The sequence below is a fragment of the Azospirillum aestuarii genome (assembly GCF_016632405.1).
Taxonomy (GTDB): domain Bacteria; phylum Pseudomonadota; class Alphaproteobacteria; order Azospirillales; family Azospirillaceae; genus Azospirillum; species Azospirillum aestuarii.
This window is the reverse complement of record NZ_JAEPIV010000002.1, coordinates 393,584-410,566: the sequence shown is the minus strand read 5'-3', so window position 1 is coordinate 410,566 and position 16,983 is coordinate 393,584. Positions and strand designations below refer to the sequence as shown.

Annotated in this window: 14 protein-coding genes; 5 read left to right on the top strand and 9 right to left on the bottom strand. The window is 68.2% G+C overall.

What is annotated here, in order from left to right; translation table 11 throughout:
• The first annotated feature begins 74 nt into the window (after window positions 1–74).
• The gene (leuB, locus tag JJL56_RS06580; protein WP_145622841.1) at window positions 75–1,190 is read left to right on the top strand and encodes a 3-isopropylmalate dehydrogenase; all 1,116 of its coding nucleotides are present in this window, start codon (window positions 75–77) and stop codon (window positions 1,188–1,190) included.
• Between the two features lie 102 nt (window positions 1,191–1,292).
• On the opposite strand, the gene JJL56_RS06575 is transcribed toward leuB, so the two are convergent.
• A complete protein-coding gene (locus JJL56_RS06575; RefSeq protein WP_145622840.1) occupies window positions 1,293–1,613 on the bottom strand; it encodes a con-10 family general stress protein in 321 nt (106 codons plus the stop codon).
• 199 nt (window positions 1,614–1,812) lie between these two features.
• Between JJL56_RS06575 and JJL56_RS06570 the strand changes: the two genes are divergently transcribed.
• Complete coding sequence (locus JJL56_RS06570) at window positions 1,813–2,331, top strand: hypothetical protein (RefSeq protein ID WP_145622839.1); 519 nt, start codon at window positions 1,813–1,815, stop codon at window positions 2,329–2,331.
• A 45-nt stretch (window positions 2,332–2,376) separates the two neighbouring features.
• Here JJL56_RS06570 and JJL56_RS06565 read toward each other — a convergent pair whose 3' ends face one another.
• Entirely contained in the window at window positions 2,377–3,258 is an 882-nt protein-coding gene (locus tag JJL56_RS06565) for an HpcH/HpaI aldolase/citrate lyase family protein (protein ID WP_200484645.1), read from the bottom strand.
• A 156-nt stretch (window positions 3,259–3,414) separates the two neighbouring features.
• Between JJL56_RS06565 and pdxY the strand changes: the two genes are divergently transcribed.
• Complete coding sequence (gene pdxY / locus JJL56_RS06560) at window positions 3,415–4,275, top strand: pyridoxal kinase PdxY (RefSeq protein WP_145622837.1); 861 nt, start codon at window positions 3,415–3,417, stop codon at window positions 4,273–4,275.
• A gap of 46 nt (window positions 4,276–4,321) precedes the next feature.
• The gene (locus JJL56_RS06555; RefSeq protein ID WP_014241640.1) at window positions 4,322–4,900 is read left to right on the top strand and encodes an LOG family protein; all 579 of its coding nucleotides are present in this window, start codon (window positions 4,322–4,324) and stop codon (window positions 4,898–4,900) included.
• A 12-nt stretch (window positions 4,901–4,912) separates the two neighbouring features.
• Here the strand turns inward: JJL56_RS06555 and JJL56_RS06550 are convergent, their stop codons facing one another.
• From JJL56_RS06550 to JJL56_RS06540, 3 genes are all read right to left on the bottom strand, one after another.
• On the bottom strand, window positions 4,913–5,326 hold the full coding sequence (locus tag JJL56_RS06550; RefSeq protein ID WP_200484643.1) for a hypothetical protein: 414 nt from the start codon (window positions 5,324–5,326) through the stop codon (window positions 4,913–4,915).
• 133 nt (window positions 5,327–5,459) lie between these two features.
• Window positions 5,460–6,614, bottom strand: coding sequence for a cell division protein ZapE (gene zapE / locus JJL56_RS06545; protein WP_200484641.1), 1,155 nt, complete (start codon window positions 6,612–6,614; stop codon window positions 5,460–5,462).
• 101 nt (window positions 6,615–6,715) lie between these two features.
• Complete coding sequence (locus JJL56_RS06540) at window positions 6,716–8,095, bottom strand: diguanylate cyclase (protein WP_200484639.1); 1,380 nt, start codon at window positions 8,093–8,095, stop codon at window positions 6,716–6,718.
• 247 nt (window positions 8,096–8,342) lie between these two features.
• Here JJL56_RS06540 and JJL56_RS06535 point away from each other — a divergent pair, with 247 nt between their 5' ends.
• Window positions 8,343–10,604 carry an ATP-binding protein gene (locus tag JJL56_RS06535; protein WP_200484637.1) on the top strand — a complete coding sequence of 754 codons (2,262 nt, stop codon included), beginning with the start codon at window positions 8,343–8,345 and terminating at the stop codon, window positions 10,602–10,604.
• A gap of 127 nt (window positions 10,605–10,731) precedes the next feature.
• On the opposite strand, the gene odhB is transcribed toward JJL56_RS06535, so the two are convergent.
• From odhB to sucC, 4 genes are all read right to left on the bottom strand, one after another.
• Entirely contained in the window at window positions 10,732–11,982 is a 1,251-nt protein-coding gene (odhB, locus tag JJL56_RS06530; RefSeq protein ID WP_145622832.1) for a 2-oxoglutarate dehydrogenase complex dihydrolipoyllysine-residue succinyltransferase, read from the bottom strand.
• A gap of 42 nt (window positions 11,983–12,024) precedes the next feature.
• A complete protein-coding gene (locus tag JJL56_RS06525; protein ID WP_145622831.1) occupies window positions 12,025–14,949 on the bottom strand; it encodes a 2-oxoglutarate dehydrogenase E1 component in 2,925 nt (974 codons plus the stop codon).
• Window positions 14,950–15,099: 150 nt separating this feature from the next.
• Window positions 15,100–15,975 (bottom strand): succinate--CoA ligase subunit alpha, encoded by an 876-nt coding sequence (sucD, locus tag JJL56_RS06520; RefSeq protein WP_145622830.1) that lies wholly within the window; start codon window positions 15,973–15,975, stop codon window positions 15,100–15,102.
• 1 nt (window position 15,976) lies between these two features.
• Window positions 15,977–16,983: ADP-forming succinate--CoA ligase subunit beta (gene sucC, locus JJL56_RS06515; RefSeq protein ID WP_247890967.1), on the bottom strand; the 1,007-nt coding region annotated here is incomplete at its 5' end.

Here is a 16,983-nt window from a genome sequence, read left to right as displayed (position 1 = left end):
GGACCCACCTTCCGGCCAGTCGGTCCGCGGATTAGACAACACTGATAAAATCTCCAATGGGGAGTGCGTGCGCCATGCCCGCCAACAAGAAGCTTCTGTTTTTGCCCGGCGACGGGATCGGTCCGGAGGTCATGCGCCAGGTGCGCCGGGTCATCGACTGGCTCGACCGCAAGCGCAACGTCACCTTCGACGTCACCGAGGGGCTGGTCGGCGGTGCGGCCATCGATGCCTACGGCGTTCCCCTGAAGGATGAGACGCTGGCCGACGCGCTGGCGGCGGACGCGGTGATGCTGGGCGCCGTCGGCGGCCCGAAGTGGGACAATCCCACCGACTACACCAAGCGTCCGGAAGCCGGCCTGCTGACGCTCCGCAAGGAGCTGAACCTGTTCGCCAACCTGCGCCCGGCGGTGGTGTTCGACGCCCTGGTCGACGCCTCGACCCTGAAGGCCGACGTCATCAGGGGCCTGGACATCCTGATCGTCCGCGAGCTGACCGGCGGCGTCTATTTCGGTGAGCCGCGCGGCATCACCGACATCGGCAACGGCGAGCGCCGCGGCGTCAACACCCAGGTCTACACGACCAGCGAGATCCGCCGCGTCGCCCGCGTCGCCTTCGAGCTGGCGCGCAAGCGCGGCAACAAGCTCCACTCGATGGAGAAGGCCAACGTGATGGAATCGGGCCTCCTGTGGCGCCAGGAAGTCACGAAACTCCATCAGGAGGAGTTCTCCGACGTCACGCTGGAGCACATGTACGCCGACAACGGCGCCATGCAGCTGCTGAAGAACCCGAAGCAGTTCGACGTGATCGTCACCGACAACCTGTTCGGCGACATCCTGTCGGACGAGGCGGCGATGATGACCGGCTCGCTCGGCATGCTGCCGTCGGCCTCGCTCGGCGCTCCGGACGCCAACGGCCAGCGCAAGGCGCTCTACGAGCCGGTGCACGGCTCCGCTCCGGACATCGCCGGCCGCGACCTCGCCAACCCCTGCGCGACCCTGCTGTCCTTCGCCATGTGCCTGCGCTACTCGTTCAACATGGACGAGGAGGCGAAGATGCTGGAGAAGGCCGTGCAGAACGTGCTGTCGGGCGGCATGCGCACGGCGGACATCATGGCGCCGGGCATGGCCCGCTGCTCCACGACCGTCATGGGCGACTCGATCCTGCGCGAGCTGGACAAGCTGGCCTCCTGACCGGTCGCGTCCCCGGACCTGCGGGCTTGGGGACGCCGACCAGCGGGCGACGAAAAGAAAGCCCCTCTCCGGTTCCGGAGAGGGGCTTTTTCGTGAGCGCCGTCAGTCGCCTTCGCCCGGACGCAGGGCGGCCCCGCGTCCGCCATGGCTCGCCTGTCCGCCCTTCCGCCCGGCTTCGGCGGCCAGGGACGGATTCTTGGAGAAGCTGCGGGAGGATGCCGGTACGCTCCGGCCGCCTTTCCGCCCCGCCTCCGCGGCGAGTTCCGGGTTCTTGGAGAAGCTGCGTTTGTCGGCCGGCACGCTTTCCCCGCCCTTGCTGGCGATCTGGCGCTGCCGGTCACGGTCCATCGACGCGAAGCCGCGGTTCGACGTGCGACCGCTCCCGGATTGGACTTCGCTTTGGCCGTTGTCTTTCGAGGCCATCTTCAACCTCCACCTCTGCCACATGCCGGAAAACCGATGAGGGGCGACTTGGTTCCGGAGAGGTCGTGATTCTGATTTCTTCAGCACCCCTAAGTGGCAGTGGGACGCATCGGACAGCATCGGGGAACGCTTCGCCTCCCGAACGGTTGACCGGACGGGGGTAAGCCGAAGCGGAACCACGAAGCAGAGAGGGTCAACGATGGGAGTCGAACTCACGGCCGAACGACGGTTGTTGTCCGAGAAGGAATTCGAGCAGGTCCGCCGCAGCCATTATCCGGAGCTGGAGGCCCTGCCGCCCGACGAAACCCTGACGCTTGCCCGCTGGCTGCGCGGGGAACGCGACCGGGCGCGTGACATCATCGCCTCGCGCCGTCGGGGACGGCGGGGCAAGGCCAGCGGCACCGGTCAGCAATCGGCGGACGCCAGCGAGCGCGGCCTGTCCGCCAAGAAGCAGGTCTACGCGCGGGCCTTGAAACGGGTGAACGGGCGGCTGGAGCGGTTCCGCGCCGAGCGGCGGCGGGAGATCATCCAGGCCAACCTTCAGGATGCCCTGAAGCGCAGGCAGGACGCGCAGCCCCGGCACCCCTCGCCCGGACGCACCCCCCGCAAGGGCATGCGCCCGATCCCCAGCGGCCGCCGGACGGTCGACACCGATCCGCGCGAGATCGGGCGGGTGTCGCAGTTCGTGAAGGACGCCCAGGCGCGCCGCGACTCCTGAGCGTTTTCCTTCCTGAGTGTTTACCAGTGAGCGGAGCGGCGGGCCTCAGCCCGCCGCCTCCAGCGCCCGGATCGCCTCGGCCATCGCGACGAGGCGCCGCGCGTTCTCGACGTGCAGGTTCTCGATCAGCCGCCCGTCCACCAGCACAACCCCCTTGCCCTGGGCGACGGCCTCGGCATGGGCCTTGATGATCCGGTGAGCCTGGGCGATTTCATCCTCGCCGGGGGCGAAGGCGGCGTTGCAGGCGGCGATGGTCTTGGGGTGGATCAGCGTCTTGCCGTCGAAGCCAAGCTCCCGCCCCTGGGCGCAGGACTCGGCAAAACCCACGTCGTCGTTCAGGTCGAGATGCACCCCGTCGAGGATGGCGAGGCCATAGGCCCGCGCCGCCAGCAGGCAGAGGCCCAGGCTGGTCAGCATCGGCAACCGGTCGCGCGTGTGGGCCGCGTGCAGGTCCTTGGCGAGGTCGGAGGTGCCCATCACCAGCCCGCCCAGCTTCGGGCTGGCCCCGGCGATCTCCTTGGCGTTGAGCATGCCGAGCGGCGTCTCCATCATGCACCAGATGGCCTGCTCCTCCGGCGAGCCGTTGGCGCGCAGCACCGCCTCGGCCTGGCGGACCATGTCGGGACTCTCCACCTTCGGCAGCAGCACCGCGTCGGCTCCGCTGGCGGCCGCCATCACGAGGTCATCGTAGCCCCAGGGGGTGTTCAGCCCGTTGGTGCGGACCACCAGTTCCCGCCCGCCATAGCCGCCGGCGGCGATGGACGCCTTGATGGTGACGCGGGCCTCTGCCTTGGCGTCGGGAGCGACGGCGTCCTCAAGGTCGAGGATCAGCCCGTCTGCGGGCAGGCTGCGCCCCTTCTCCAGGGCGCGGGCGTTGGAACCGGGCATGTAGAGCACGCTGCGGCGCGGGCGGGCGGTGGCGGCCATGGCATTCCCTCAAGCGGTCTTGTGTCGTTGCCGCAGGATTAGCCGCAGGAGCGCGGCCTGTCCATGCAGTGCGTAGGGCTGGTCTGCATGGAAACATCCCCAGCGTGTGGCGCGGACGGTTTAGGATGCGCCCCCAACCTTTCGGATCGTCCGCCCATGAAGACCGTCATTTCGATCCAGTCCCACGTCGCTTACGGCTATGTCGGCAACCGGGCCGCGGTGTTCCCGCTGCAACGGCTGGGCTGCGACGCCATCGCGGTGAACACGGTGCAGTTCTCCAACCACACCGGCTACGGCGAATGGACCGGGCAGGTCTTCACGGCGGAGCATGTGGCCGACCTGATGGACGGCGTCGCCGCGCGCGGCGTCCTGCCCACCTGCGACGCTTTGCTCTCCGGCTATATGGGCGACGTCGGGCTGGGACAGGTGATCGTGGAGACGGCGGCCCGGCTGAAGGCGGCCAACCCGCGCGCCGTCTACGCCTGCGATCCGGTGATGGGCGATGTCGGGCGCGGCTTCTTCGTGCGTCCCGGCCTGCCGGAGTTCATCCGCGACCACGCCGTCCCCGCCGCCGACCTGATGACCCCCAACCAGTTCGAGCTGGAGTATCTGACCGGGCGGACGGTGGAGACGCTGGACGATGCGCTGGCCGCCACCGCCGCCCTGCGGGAGCGCGGGCCGCGGCTGGTGCTGGTGACCAGCCTGACCCGCAAGGACGCCGACCCCGGCCACATCGAGATGCTGGCCGATGACCGGGACGGCGCGTGGTTGGTCTCCACCCCGCGCCTGCCGCTGGACCCGCCGCCCAACGGGTCGGGCGACGCGGTGGCCGCCCTGTTCCTGGCCCATTACCTGAAGGCGTTCGATCCGGCCGATGCGCTGGAGCAGGCGGCGGCGGCCATCTACGCCATCTTCCAGACCACCCGCCGGATGGGCACGCGGGAGCTGCAACTGATCGCGGCGCAGGACGAGTTCGTGAACCCCGGCCAGCGCTTCACGGTCACCCGCGTCCGGTAAGCCCCTTACGACACGCGCCCACGGACGGCGCGAACAGAGGAACGACATGCGGATTTGCGTCTATGCCGGGTCCAACCCCGGCACCAACCCGGCCTATGGCGAGGCCGCGGAGCAGCTTGGCCGCCACATGGCGGAGCGTGGCATCGGCCTCGTCTATGGCGGCGGGCGGACCGGCCTGATGGGGCGGATCGCCGACTCGGTCCTGGCGGCGGGCGGCACGGTCACCGGCATCATCCCGCAATTCCTGATGGACAAGGAGGTCGGCCACCAGGGCCTTCAGGAGCTGCGGATCGTCGCCACCATGCACGAGCGCAAGGCCCTGATGGCCGAGCTGTCGGACGGCTTCATCGCGCTGCCCGGCGGCATCGGCACGCTGGAGGAGCTGTTCGAGGTGTGGACCTGGGCGCAGCTCGGCCGCCACGACAAGCCTTGCGGCCTGCTCAACGCCTCCGGTTTCTACGACGGGCTGGCCGGCTTCCTCGACCATGTGGCGGGGGAACGCTTCATGCAGCCCAAGCACCGCGACATGCTGATCGTCCGCGACACCGCGCCGGGCATCCTGGACGCCTTCGCCGCCTACGAGCCGCCGGCGGTGAGGAAGTGGCTGGACGAGGCCCGCACCTGACCCGGCGGGGCCTTACGGCTCAAGCAGCTTCTTCATCAGGGCGTTCCAGTCGCGCTTGAACTGGGTGCCGAAATCCACCTCGGCGACCGCTCCGCTCCGGCCCGCGGGCCGGACGATGGCCGCCGCCTGGGAGTCCGGCTGCGCCTTCGCCTTGCGCTGGACGGTGACGACCCGCTTCTTCGGGGGCGGGTCGGGCTTGCGGGCGGGCAGGGGGGCCGCGGTCACCGTGACGACCGGCGCCTCCCCGGTCTGTGAATTCCGGGAAAAGGCGTCCTTGCACCAGCCGCCTTCGCGCGCCCTGGTCAGTGCGTCCCCATCGAGCAGCCAGCAATCGACGCTGCCCGCCGCGGCGGCGGGGGCGGGATGGATCGGTGCCGTCAGAAAAAGCGCCAGCGTCAGTGCACCGCACTGGGACCGCCAAGGCATGCTTCACCCTCTCCCTCGCCATTGGACCGACGTTCAGCAATACAACGTCGGGCGCCCGCATATCTTCGGCGCGAAACGGGAGTAGGGCGGCATCCCCGTGGTAACACGGGCGGAAGCGCGGGACCGCGGCCCCTCAGGTCAGGTGCTGCTGGCGCAGGTAGTCCTCGCTCTGCATCTCCATCAGGCGGCTGACCGTGCGTTCGAATTCGAAGGCGTGGGTGCCCTCGGGGTACAGCCGCTCCGGCGGGCCTTCGGCGGCGACCACGAGGTTGACCTTGTGCTCGTAGAGCGCGTCGATCAGCGTCATGAAGCGCTTGGCCTCGTTGCGCAACTCGTCCTTCATCGTCGGCACGCCGTGGATCAGGACGGTGTGGAAGTGCGTCGCGATGGCGATGTAGTCGGCGGCGCCCAGCGGCTTGCCGCACAGGCTCCAGAAATCCACCAGGGCAACGCATTTGGCGGCGCAGGCGATCTCCACCTTCCGGCCCTGGACCGAAAGATGGGTCGGCTCGCCCCGGGCGCCGTCGGTCAGCGTCGCGAAGGTCCGGCGGATTTTGGCGTCGCTCTCCGCGCCGAGCGGCCAGAAATAGACGGGCTTGCCCTGGAGCCGGTCCAGCCGGTAGTCGGTCGGCCCTTCCAGCGCCAGAACGTCCAGCTTGTCCTTCAGCAGCGCGATGAACGGCAGGAACAGCTCGCGCTGGAGACCGTCCTTGTAGAGCATGTCCGGCGGCCAGTTGGACGTCGCGACCACCACCACGCCGAGGTCGAACAGGCTGGTGAACAGCCGGCCGAGGATCATCGCATCGACGACGTTGGTGACGTGGAACTCGTCGAAGCAGAGCAGCCACGCCTCGTCGGCCAGCGCGCGGGCCAGCTCGGGCAGAGCGTCGTCGGCGTCCTTGCCCTTGCTCTTGCCCGACTGGCGGTGCTGGTGGATGCGCTCGTGCACCTCCAGCATGAATTCGTGGAAATGGACGCGGCGCTTCTTCTCCACCGGGGCGGTGTCGAAGAACAGGTCCATCAGCATCGACTTGCCGCGCCCGACGCCGCCGTACATGTAGAGGCCCTGCGGCGCCTCCGCCGGTTCGGAGCGCGGGCGGCCCAATCCGAACCGCTCCAGCCAGCCGGCCTTCGCCCCGCCGGCCTTCCCGGCGGGCTGGGGACTGTAACCCTTCAGCGCCTTGTGGAGGCTCTGGAGCTTCTCGGCGGCCAGCTCCTGGTCGGGGTCGGGGCGCAGCGTCCCGGTGCCGCGGCGGGCCCGGTAGAGCGAAAGCGGTCCGTCAGACATGGAATTCGCGGGTCTCGGCAGGGAAAGGTCTTACGTAGCCGATGCGTCCCCGCAGGGCAACGCCCGATGCCGGGATGCAGCCGCGCTCAGGCGATCACCATTCAGGCGATCACCACACGGTTGCGGCCCTGGCGCTTGGCCTCGTAGAGCGCGGCGTCGGCGCGGCGGACGGTGTGTTCGTAATCCGGGTGCCCCTCGTGCAGGGCCGCCCCGATCGAGGCGGTGACCCGCAGCCCATTCCCGGCGCCCCCGGCGCCGGGAAAGCGGTGGTCCTCGACCGCTTGGCGCAGCCATTCGGCCTTCACGCGCAACGACGCCTCGTCCATCTCGGTCAGCAGGACGAGGAACTCCTCCCCGCCGTAGCGGAAGACGAAATCGCCGGCCCGGACGTGGGTGTGCAGCAGCTCGGCCATGTCCGACAGGACGGAATCGCCGGCTTGATGGCCCAGCGTGTCGTTGATCGTCTTGAAATGGTCGGCGTCCATCAGCAGCACGGCGAAGGGCTTGCCGTGACGCAGGCTGATGGCCACCTCGCGCTGGAAGATCGCCGGCATGAAGCGCCGCGTCAGCAGACGGGTCAGCGGGTCGCGCCCGCTTTCGATCTCCATCGCCTTCCCGATGATGGTGCCGAGGACGTAGGCGATCTCCGTGACGTCGTTGTTCAGTTCCTTCACGAAGGCGGGGGTGATCAAGCCGCCCTCCACCGCGGCGGTCACCTTGGCGCTGATGCGGGTGGTGCGCTCGCGGATGAGGTCCAATTCGGTCACGCGGCCGAAGGTCAGCTCCGCCTTGTGGTTCAGCCACAGGCCGAAATCGGACGATTCGATGGGCGGCGGGCTCGCATGGTTGCTGTCCTCGTGCGTGTAGAAGGACACAACCGTGTTGCGCAGCCAATCGAACAGCGACGATTTCAGCCGCTCGCCCTCCAGCGCCAGGTTGGGGCCGCTCATGAACATCTTCAGCGATTGCTGGTGGCGGACGTTGCCCAGCAGGTCGCCCAGATAGGCCTCGTGCATGTTGTCCAGCACGGTGTCCAGCAACTCGCCGACGAACAGGATGGCGGACGCGGTCTGCGCACGGCTGAGGTCGGCGGCCAGCAGGCGGGTGGACAGCTCCTTCTTGACGATCCGCATCCCGGCGTTGACCAGCGTCAGCGGGATGTTGATGCGGGCGTGGATCAGCCCGACCTGGTAATTCTGCTCCAGCACCGCTGCGATGGCCTCGTCGGTGGAGGCGGTGAAGAGAGCGGCGATCCAGCGCGCCAGCGACGGGCGCAGCCGTTCCTGGACCAGCGTGTGGCTGAGGAAGGCGTTGCTGTCCGGGCGGTCCAGCAGGATCGCGTAGAAGACGTCCGAGATCGCGTCGGCGTCGGCGAGCGCGATGGCGGTCACGCGCTCGCGCACGGCGGGTTCGGTGTCCGTCCACAGCGACGACAGCGTGGTGGCGAGGATTGCGGCCTTGCGGTCTTTCTGGCTGTCCATCGTCCCTGTTCCTTTGCGCAACCGCCCCCGACCCCTGCGAATTCTTAACGCCCCGAGAGCGTCAGGCAAAGCGGCAATCGCTTGTCCACACGGTCCGGTTCATTGATGCATTAAGGTTAAACTTCCATTATGGTTTTCGCGCGAGATTGGCGGTGGCCGGTGGCGGCACCGTCTTACGTTGGGCAATGCCACGCGGGCGGTCCCTCAACGGTCCCGTTGTACTGCGTGCGGAGAGTTGTTCACAGCCATGGCCAGCCGCAATCCGGTTCGCGACGCGACCTTGCCGCCCTCTGGAATGGGGCCTGCGGGAATGGGGGAGCGGCTGTTCGAGGTTCTGGGGTCGGTGCGCTTCCTGATGAGGGCGTCCGGCGTGGCCTTCATCGTCGTGGTCAACGCGATGATCGGCTACGGCGTCTGGCAGCGCCACGCCGAGGCCGTCCATGGGGCCGAGCGTTCGACCCGCAACCTCGCCCGCATCCTGGAGGAGCAGGCCGTCCGCACGGTGTTCAGCGTGGACCTGCTGCTGTCCGATCTGGTCACCATCCTGGACACCCACCCGCAGGCCCGCACCGCGGCGGCGCCGTCGGTGAACGCCCTTCTGCGCAACCGGCGCGACGCCATCGGCCCGATTTCCGGCCTGATCGTGGTGGACGAGCAGGGGCGCGCGCTGCACCATTCCGCCGACAGCAGTCCTCCGGCTTTCGATCTGACCAACCGCCCCTATTTCGCGGCCCACCGGGACGAGGGCGCGTCGGACGGCGGGCTTCACATCGGCGCGCCGATCCCCAGCATGGGCTTTCCCGGCACCTACGTCATTCCGATGAGCCGCCGCTGGTCCCACCCGGACGGCAGCTTCGCCGGGGTGGTCGTCGCCATGATCAATCCGTTGCGTCTGGGAGCCGGCTTCGAGGGGTTGCGGCTGGGGCTGGAGGGCACGGTCACCCTGGCGCTGGCCGACGGCACGGTGTTGATCCACCGCCCCTGGGACGAGGGCCGCCGGCGCCTCGCCACGCTGGCCGACTGGCCGGAGGTCGACGCCGTGCTGCGCACACGGGATGCGGCGACGCTGGACACCGTGCTGCCCACCGACGGGCGCCCCAGCATCGCCAGCGTCCGCCGCGTCGCCGACTATCCCTTCACCGTCGCCGCCACCCTGCCGAAGGGCGAGGCGCTGGGCGAATGGAAGCGCGACAGCGCGGTGTGGATCGCCATGGGCCTCGCCATGTCCGTGGTGATCGCCCTGCTGACCTGGTACGTGGAGCGGCAGCAGTCCCGGCGGGAGCAGGACCAGAACCGGCTGGAGCGTGCCTCCCGCCGCATCCGCGGCATCCTGGAGTCGATGGTGGACGCGGTGGTCACCATCGACTCCCGCGGCATCATCGAGACCTTCAACCCCGCGGCGGAGCGCATGTTCGGCTATGCCGAGGCGGAGGTGGTGGGGCAGAGCGTCAACATCCTGCTGCCGGAAGGCTTCCGCGCCGGCCACGACCGCTCGATGGCCGAGTACCGCCCGAACGCCGGGTCGCGCATCATCGGCAACGACCGCGAGGTTCTGGCGCTGCGCCGCGACGGCAGCACCTTCCCGATGAATCTGGCGGTCAGCGCGCTGCGGCTGGGCGGGCCGGACGGGGAGGGCGGGCCGGATGAGAATGGGGCGGAGGAGAATGGAGCGGCGCGCCGCGTCTTCGTCGGCGTCATCCGCGACGTCACCAAGCGACGGCAGCAGGAGGCCGAGTTGCTCGCCTCCAAGAGCCAGGCGGAGATGGCCAACCGCGCCAAGTCCGACTTCCTGGCCAACATGAGCCATGAGCTGCGGACACCGCTGAACGCCATCATCGGCTTCTCGGAGATCCTCGACAGCGAGTTCTTCGGCAAGTTGAACGACCGCCAGAAATCCTGCGCCAAGGACATCCACGACAGCGGCAAGCATCTGCTGGACATCGTGAACGCCGTGCTCGACATGTCGAAGATCGAGGCGGGCCGCTACGAGCTGTCCGAAGAGGTGATCGACCCCTGCGAGGCGGTGGCCCAATGCCTGACCATGGTCCGCGACCGCGCCGCCGACAGCGGGGTGGACCTGCGCAACGGCGTGTCTGGTGGCCTTCCCACCGTCTGGGTGGACCGCCGCGCGTTCAAGCAGGTGCTGCTCAACCTGCTGTCCAACGCGGTGAAATTCACGCCGGAGGGCGGCAGCGTCACCCTGGCCGCCCGCGTCGAGGAGGACGGCGCCCTGGCCCTGTCGGTGACCGACACCGGGATCGGCATCCCGAAGGAGTTCATGGATCATCTGTTCCAGCCCTTCCGGCAGGCCGACAACTCCGCCAGCCGCCAGTTCGAGGGCACCGGGCTGGGCCTGTCCATCTCCAAGAACTTCATGGAGCTGCACGGCGGCTCGCTGACCTGCGCCAGCACGCTGGGCGCCGGGACGACCATGACCCTGCGCCTGCCCGCCGAGCGGGTGGTGAAGCCGGAAGACACCGCCGCCCGGATCGCCGCCGCGCTGGTGTGATGGGCGACCGACGGCGTGACGGCAAAAAATAAGGCGCCTTGCGGCGCCTTTCTTCAGGTTCCGGAGGCTTTCGTCCCCGGCGGTCGGGTGCGGGAGGACGGTGCCCCCCGCAGTCCCCTTGTGCGTATCAGACGTCCAGCAGCAGGCGCCGCGGGTCCTCGATGTTCTCCTTGATGCGGACGAGGAAGGTCACCGCCTCCTTGCCGTCGATGATGCGGTGGTCGTAGGACAGGGCCAGATACATCATCGGGCGGATTTCGATCTTCCCGTTCACGACGACCGGGCGCTCCTGGGTCTTGTGCATGCCCAGGATGGCCGACTGCGGCGGGTTGATGATCGGGGTGGACATCAGCGAGCCGTAGACGCCGCCGTTGGAGATGGTGAAGGTGCCGCCGGTCAGCTCGTCCATCGACAGCTTGCCGTCACGGCCCTTCTTGCCCAGCTCGCCGATCTTGCCCTCGATCTGGGCGAAGCCGAGCTTGTCGGCGTCGCGGACGATCGGAACGACCAGACCCTGCGGCGTGCCGACGGCGACGCCGATGTCGTAGTAGTTCTTGTAGACGAGATCGGTGCCGTCGATCTCGGCGTTGACCGCCGGGATTTCCTTCAGCGCCTGGATGGCGGCCTTCACGAAGAAGGACATGAAGCCGAGACGCACCTTGTGGCGCTTCTCGAAGAAGTCCTTGTACTCGTTGCGCAGCGCCATGACGTTGGTCATGTCCACCTCGTTGAAGGTGGTCAGCATGGCGGCGCTGTTCTGGGCCTCCTTCAGACGCTCGGCGATGCGCTGGCGCAGACGGGTCATGCGGACCCGCTCCTCCTGCGCGGCGCGCGGACGGTCGCCCGCGGTGCCGGCGGTCCACTGGTACTTCTGCGGGGCGGCGGCCGGAGCGGCGGCGGGGGCCGCGGCCGGCTTGGCGGCATGATCGATCACGTCGCCCTTGGTGATGCGCCCGTCCTTGCCCGTGCCGGCGATCTGCGCGGCGTCGAGACCCTTCTCGGCGACCAGCTTGCGGGCCGCCGGGCCGGCGTCGGCCAGGGCGGCGGTGCCCGCCGGAGCCGGAGCGGCGGCCGGGGCAGCCGTCTTGGCCGGGGCGGCGGCCGGAGCGGCGGCAGCCGCCGGAGCGGCGACGGCGGCACCGGCCTCGCCGAGAACGCCCAGCAGGGCGCCGACGCCGACGTTGGCGCCGTCGGCGGCGACGATCTCCGCCAGCGTGCCGGCGGACGGAGCGTTCACCTCAAGCGTGACCTTGTCGGTCTCCAGCTCGACCAGCGCCTCGTCGGCGGCGACCGCGTCGCCGACCTTCTTCAGCCAGCGGGCAACGGTCGCCTCGGAGACGGACTCGCCCAGGGTGGGGACCTTGATTTCGGTAGCCATAAGTTCCTCTCGTACTTTCTTGTTCTACGCCTGGGCGTCGAGTCAGCGGATGACGAGCGCGTCTTCCAGAAGCTTCGCCTGCTCCTGGTTGTGACGCTTGAGCAGGCCGGTGGCCGGCGACGCGGCGGCCGGACGGCCGACGTAGCTGGGGCGCGAGGCCTTGTGCTCGATCGAGGTGAGGGCGCCTTCCAGACGGCGGTCGACGAAGGCCCAGTAGCCCTGGTTCTCCGGCTCCTCCTGGCACCACACCACCTCGGCGTTCGGGTAGCGGGCGAACTCCTCGGTCAGGGCGGAGCGGGGGAACGGGTAGAGCTGCTCCAGCCGGACGAGCGCCACGTCCTTGATGCCGCGCGCCATGCGCTCCTGAAGCAGGTCGTAGTAGACCTTGCCGGTGCAGACGACGATGCGGCGGATCTGCTCGTTCGGCAGCAGGTCGGTCGCCGTCTCGCCCAGCACGCGGCGGAAGTTCGTGCCCTCGGCCAGCTCCGACAGGCTGGAGACGCACAGCTTGTGGCGCAGCAGCGACTTCGGCGTGAACAGCACCAGCGGCTTGCGGAAGGGCCGGCGCATCTGGCGGCGGAAGGCGTGGAACAGGTTGGCCGGGGTCGTCAGGTTGCAGATCTGCCAGTTGTCCTCGGCGGACATCTGGAGGAAGCGCTCCGGACGGGCCGACGAGTGCTCCGGACCCTGGCCCTCATAGCCGTGCGGCAGCAGCAGCACGAGGCCGGACATGCGCAGCCACTTCGACTCGCCCGACGAGAGGAACTGGTCGATGATGGTCTGGGCGGTGTTGGCGAAGTCGCCGAACTGCGCTTCCCACAGGGTCAGGCTGTGCGGCTCGGCCAGCGAGTAGCCGTATTCGAAGCCGACCACGGCGGCCTCGGACAGCGGGCTGTCATGCACCTCGAACGGGCCCTGGTCGGGACGCAGGTGGTTCAGCGGGATGTACTTGTTCTCGGTGTTCTGGTCGTACATCACCGCGTGGCGGTGCGAGAAGGTGCCGCGGCCGGAATCCTGGCCCGACAGGCGGACGCCGTTGCCCTCGACCAGCAGCGTGCCGTAGGCGAGCGCTTCCGCGGTCGCCCAGTCGATGCCCTCGCCGGTCTCCAGCGACTTCTTCTTGGCCTCGAGCTGGCGGGCGATCTTCGAGTTGATCGCGAAGTCCTTCGGGTACTCGCAGAGCTTGTTGCCGACCTCGCGCAGCACGTCGATCGCCACGCCGGTGTTGCCCTTGCGCTCGTCGTCGGTCTTCGCGGCCTCCAGGCCCGACCACTTGCCTTCCAGCCAGTCGGCCTTGTTCGGCTTGAAGGAGTTGGCGGCCTCGAACTCACCCTCCAGCTTCTTCATGAAGTCCTGGATCATCTGATCGGACTCGGCCTGGGTGAGGACGTTCTCCTCGACGAGCTGCTTGCCGTACAGCTCCCGCGTGGTCCCGTGGGCGCGGATCTTCTTATACATCAGCGGCTGGGTGAAGCCCGGCTCGTCGCCCTCGTTGTGGCCGTGGCGGCGGTAGCAGACCATGTCGATCACCACGTCCCGCTTGAATTTCTGGCGGAACTCGGCGGCGATGCGGCTGATGTGGACGACGGATTCGGGGTCGTCGCCATTGACGTGGAAGATCGGCGCCTGGACCATCTTCGCCATGTCCGAGCAGTAGACGCCGGACCGCGAATAGGTCGGGTTCGTGGTGAAGCCGATCTGGTTGTTGATGATGAAGTGCACGGTGCCGCCGGTGCGGTAGCCGCGCAGCTCCGACAGGCCCAGCGTCTCGGCCACGATGCCCTGGCCGGCGAAGGCGGCGTCGCCGTGGATCAGCACGCCCATGACCTGCTCGCGGTCCAGGTCGTTGCGCTGCGCCTGCTTGGCGCGCACCTTGCCCAGCACGACCGGGTTCACCCATTCCAGGTGGGACGGGTTGGCGGTCAGCGACAGGTGGACGATGTTGCCGTTGAAGTCGCGGTCCGACGAGGTGCCGAGATGGTACTTCACGTCGCCGGAGCCCTGCACGTCCTGCGGGCTGGACGGGTTGCCCTGGAATTCCGAGAAGACCGCGGCGAAGGGCTTGCCCATGAAGTTGGTCAGCATGTTCAGCCGGCCGCGGTGGGCCATGCCGACGACGACCTCCTTGAGGCCGAGCTGGCCGCCGCGCTTCAGGACCTGCTCCAGCGCGGGGATCATCGACTCGCCGCCCTCAAGGCCGAAGCGCTTGGTGCCGGTGTACTTCAGCTGGAGGAACTTCTCGAAGCCCTCGGCGGCGATCAGCCGCTCGTAGATGGCGCGCTTGCCGTTCACCGTGAATTCGGTGTGGTTGCGCCCGCCCTCGATGCGCTCCTGAATCCAGGCCTTCTCTTCCGGGTCCTGGATGTGCATGAACTCGACGCCGATGTTCCCGCAGTAGGTCTTCTGCAGGATCTCCAGGATCTGGCGCAGCGACGCCGTTTCCAGGCCCAGCGAGTAGTTCAGGAAGATCGGGCGGTCCATGTCGCCCGGACCGAAGCCGTAGGTCGCCGGGTCCAGTTCCGGGTGCGGCTCGCGCTTCTCGAGACCCAGCGGGTCGAAATGCGCGTTCATGTGGCCGCGCACGCGGTAGACGCGGATGAGCATCAGCGCGCGGATGCTGTCGAGAGTCGCGGCGCGCAGCTGCTGGTGGCTGATGCCGCCATAGACCTGCTGGGCATGGGCGACGAGGCCGGCGTTGCCGTTGGTCGCGGCCGGGGCGCCGATGTTTTCCAGCGAGGCGGCGACGGGGTCGAGCGCGCCGTTGGCGAGCGTGCCCTCCTCCAGGCTCCAGGACGGGCCGTTCAGCTCGTTCAGGACGGCGCGGGAGTCGTCGTCCAGCTCCCTGAAGAAGCCGTTCCAGCTCGAATCCACCGAGGAGGGGTCCTTCAGGAAGCGCGCGTACAACTCCGCGACATATTCGGCGTTCGAGCCGAACAGGAACGAGGTCTTCTCCAGATTAGCGGACATATGTTTGCCTCGGGCGTTTGCCCGGTTCCCTCAGAGAGTTTTTTTGCTTGTCGCTGGGGTCCGAACGGCCCCCGGATCTCCGGGTGGAGTCACGGGGGCCGCCGGTCCTTCGGCGGTGTGCGGGAATATGGGTTCCCGCCTACCGCTTTATCAGCCCTTGAAGACCTTCAGCATGGTGGAACCCAGGCTGGCGGGGCTGTCGGCGACGGCGATGCCGACCGACTTCATGAAGTCGATCTTGAAGTCGGCGGTGTCGTTGCCGCCGGAGATCACCGCGCCGGCATGGCCCATGCGGCGGCCCGGAGGCGCGGTGCGGCCGGCGATGAAGCCGACGACCGGCTTCTTGGTCCCGGAGTCGCGGATGAACTCCGCGCCCTTGACCTCGGCGTCGCCGCCGATCTCACCGATCATGATGATGCCCTCGGTCTCCGGGTCCTTCAGGAACAGCTCCAGGCTGTCCACGAAGTTCGTCCCGTTGACCGGATCGCCGCCGATGCCGATGCAGGTCGTCTGGCCCAGCCCCGCCGCCGTGGTCTGCGCCACCGCCTCGTAGGTCAGCGTGCCCGAGCGCGAGACGATGCCGATCTTGCCGCGCTTGTGGATGTGGCCGGGCATGATGCCGATCTTGCACTCGTCGGGCGTGATGATGCCCGGGCAGTTCGGCCCGATCAGCCGGGTCTTGGAGTTGCTCAGAGCGCGCTTGACGCGCACCATGTCGAGCACCGGGATGCCCTCGGTGATGCACACCACCAGCGGGATCTCGGCGTCGATCGCCTCCAGGATGGCATCCGCCGCGAAGGGCGGCGGCACGTAGATGACGCTGGCGTTGGCACCGGTCTTCTCGACCGCGTCGGCCACCGTGTCGAAGACCGGCAGGTCGAGGTGCTTGGTGCCGCCCTTGCCCGGGGTGACGCCGCCGACCATCTTGGTGCCGTAGGCGATCGCCTGCTCGGAATGGAAGGTGCCCTGGGCTCCGGTGAAGCCCTGGCAGAGCACCTTCGTGTTCTTATCGACGAGAACAGCCATCTTACGCGGCCTCCTTCACGGCCTTGACCACCTTCTCGGCGGCGTCGGCGAGGTTGTCGGCCGACAGGATCGGCAAACCGGACTCAGCAAGGATCTTCTTGCCCAGCTCGACGTTCGTGCCTTCCAGGCGGACGACCAGCGGAACGTGCAGGTGCACCTCACGGGCGGCCGCGACCACGCCTTCGGCGATGACGTCGCAGCGCATGATGCCGCCGAAGATGTTGACCAGGATGCCCTCGACGTTGGGGTCGGAGAGGATCAGCTTGAAGGCCGCGGTGACGCGCTCCTTGGTGGCACCGCCGCCGACATCGAGGAAGTTGGCCGGCTCGCCGCCGTACAGCTTGATAATGTCCATGGTCGCCATCGCCAGGCCGGCGCCGTTGACCATGCAGCCGATGTTGCCGTCCAGCTTGACGTAGTTGAGGCTGTGCTTGGCGGCCTCGATCTCGGCCGGGTCCTCTTCGGCCTCGTCGCGCAGCTCCTCGACGTCCTTGTGGCGGAACAGGGCGTTGTCGTCGAAGCTCATCTTGGCGTCGAGCGCCAGGATCTCACCCGAGCCGGTGACGATCAGCGGGTTGATCTCGACGATCGCGCAGTCCAGGTCCACGAAGGCCTGGTAGGCGGCGACGATGAACTTGGCGGCGGCGGAAACCTGCTTGCCTTCGAGGCCGAGCGCGAAGGCGACCTTGCGGGTGTGATAGCCCTGGATGCCGGTGGCCGGGTCGATGGCGACCTTGACGATCTTCTCCGGCGTGTTGTGGGCGACCTCCTCGATCTCCATGCCGCCTTCGGTGGACGCCATGATGGTGACGCGGCCGGTGGCGCGGTCGGTCAGCATGCCGAGGTAGAGCTCGCGCTTGATGTCGGCGCCTTCCTCGACGTAGAGGCGCTTGACCTCGCGGCCGTCCGGACCGGTCTGCTTGGTGACCAGCACGTGGTTGAGCATCTCGCCGGCGTTCTTGCCGACCTCCTCGATGGACTTGACGACGCGGACGCCGCCCTTGCCCT

Excerpts from the sequence above, each read along its gene's own strand:
- leuB (WP_145622841.1), top strand. The coding sequence starts at position 75 with ATGCCCGCCAACAAGAAGCTTCTGTTTTTGCCCGGCGACGGGATCGGT.
- JJL56_RS06575 (WP_145622840.1), bottom strand. The coding sequence starts at position 1,613 with ATGGCCTCGAAAGACAACGGCCAAAGCGAAGTCCAATCCGGGAGCGGT.
- JJL56_RS06570 (WP_145622839.1), top strand. The coding sequence starts at position 1,813 with ATGGGAGTCGAACTCACGGCCGAACGACGGTTGTTGTCCGAGAAGGAA.
- JJL56_RS06565 (WP_200484645.1), bottom strand. The coding sequence starts at position 3,258 with ATGGCCGCCACCGCCCGCCCGCGCCGCAGCGTGCTCTACATGCCCGGT.
- pdxY (WP_145622837.1), top strand. The coding sequence starts at position 3,415 with ATGAAGACCGTCATTTCGATCCAGTCCCACGTCGCTTACGGCTATGTC.
- JJL56_RS06555 (WP_014241640.1), top strand. The coding sequence starts at position 4,322 with ATGCGGATTTGCGTCTATGCCGGGTCCAACCCCGGCACCAACCCGGCC.
- JJL56_RS06550 (WP_200484643.1), bottom strand. The coding sequence starts at position 5,326 with ATGCCTTGGCGGTCCCAGTGCGGTGCACTGACGCTGGCGCTTTTTCTG.
- zapE (WP_200484641.1), bottom strand. The coding sequence starts at position 6,614 with ATGTCTGACGGACCGCTTTCGCTCTACCGGGCCCGCCGCGGCACCGGG.
- JJL56_RS06540 (WP_200484639.1), bottom strand. The coding sequence starts at position 8,095 with ATGGACAGCCAGAAAGACCGCAAGGCCGCAATCCTCGCCACCACGCTG.
- JJL56_RS06535 (WP_200484637.1), top strand. The coding sequence starts at position 8,343 with ATGGCCAGCCGCAATCCGGTTCGCGACGCGACCTTGCCGCCCTCTGGA.
- odhB (WP_145622832.1), bottom strand. The coding sequence starts at position 11,982 with ATGGCTACCGAAATCAAGGTCCCCACCCTGGGCGAGTCCGTCTCCGAG.
- JJL56_RS06525 (WP_145622831.1), bottom strand. The coding sequence starts at position 14,949 with ATGTCCGCTAATCTGGAGAAGACCTCGTTCCTGTTCGGCTCGAACGCC.
- sucD (WP_145622830.1), bottom strand. The coding sequence starts at position 15,975 with ATGGCTGTTCTCGTCGATAAGAACACGAAGGTGCTCTGCCAGGGCTTC.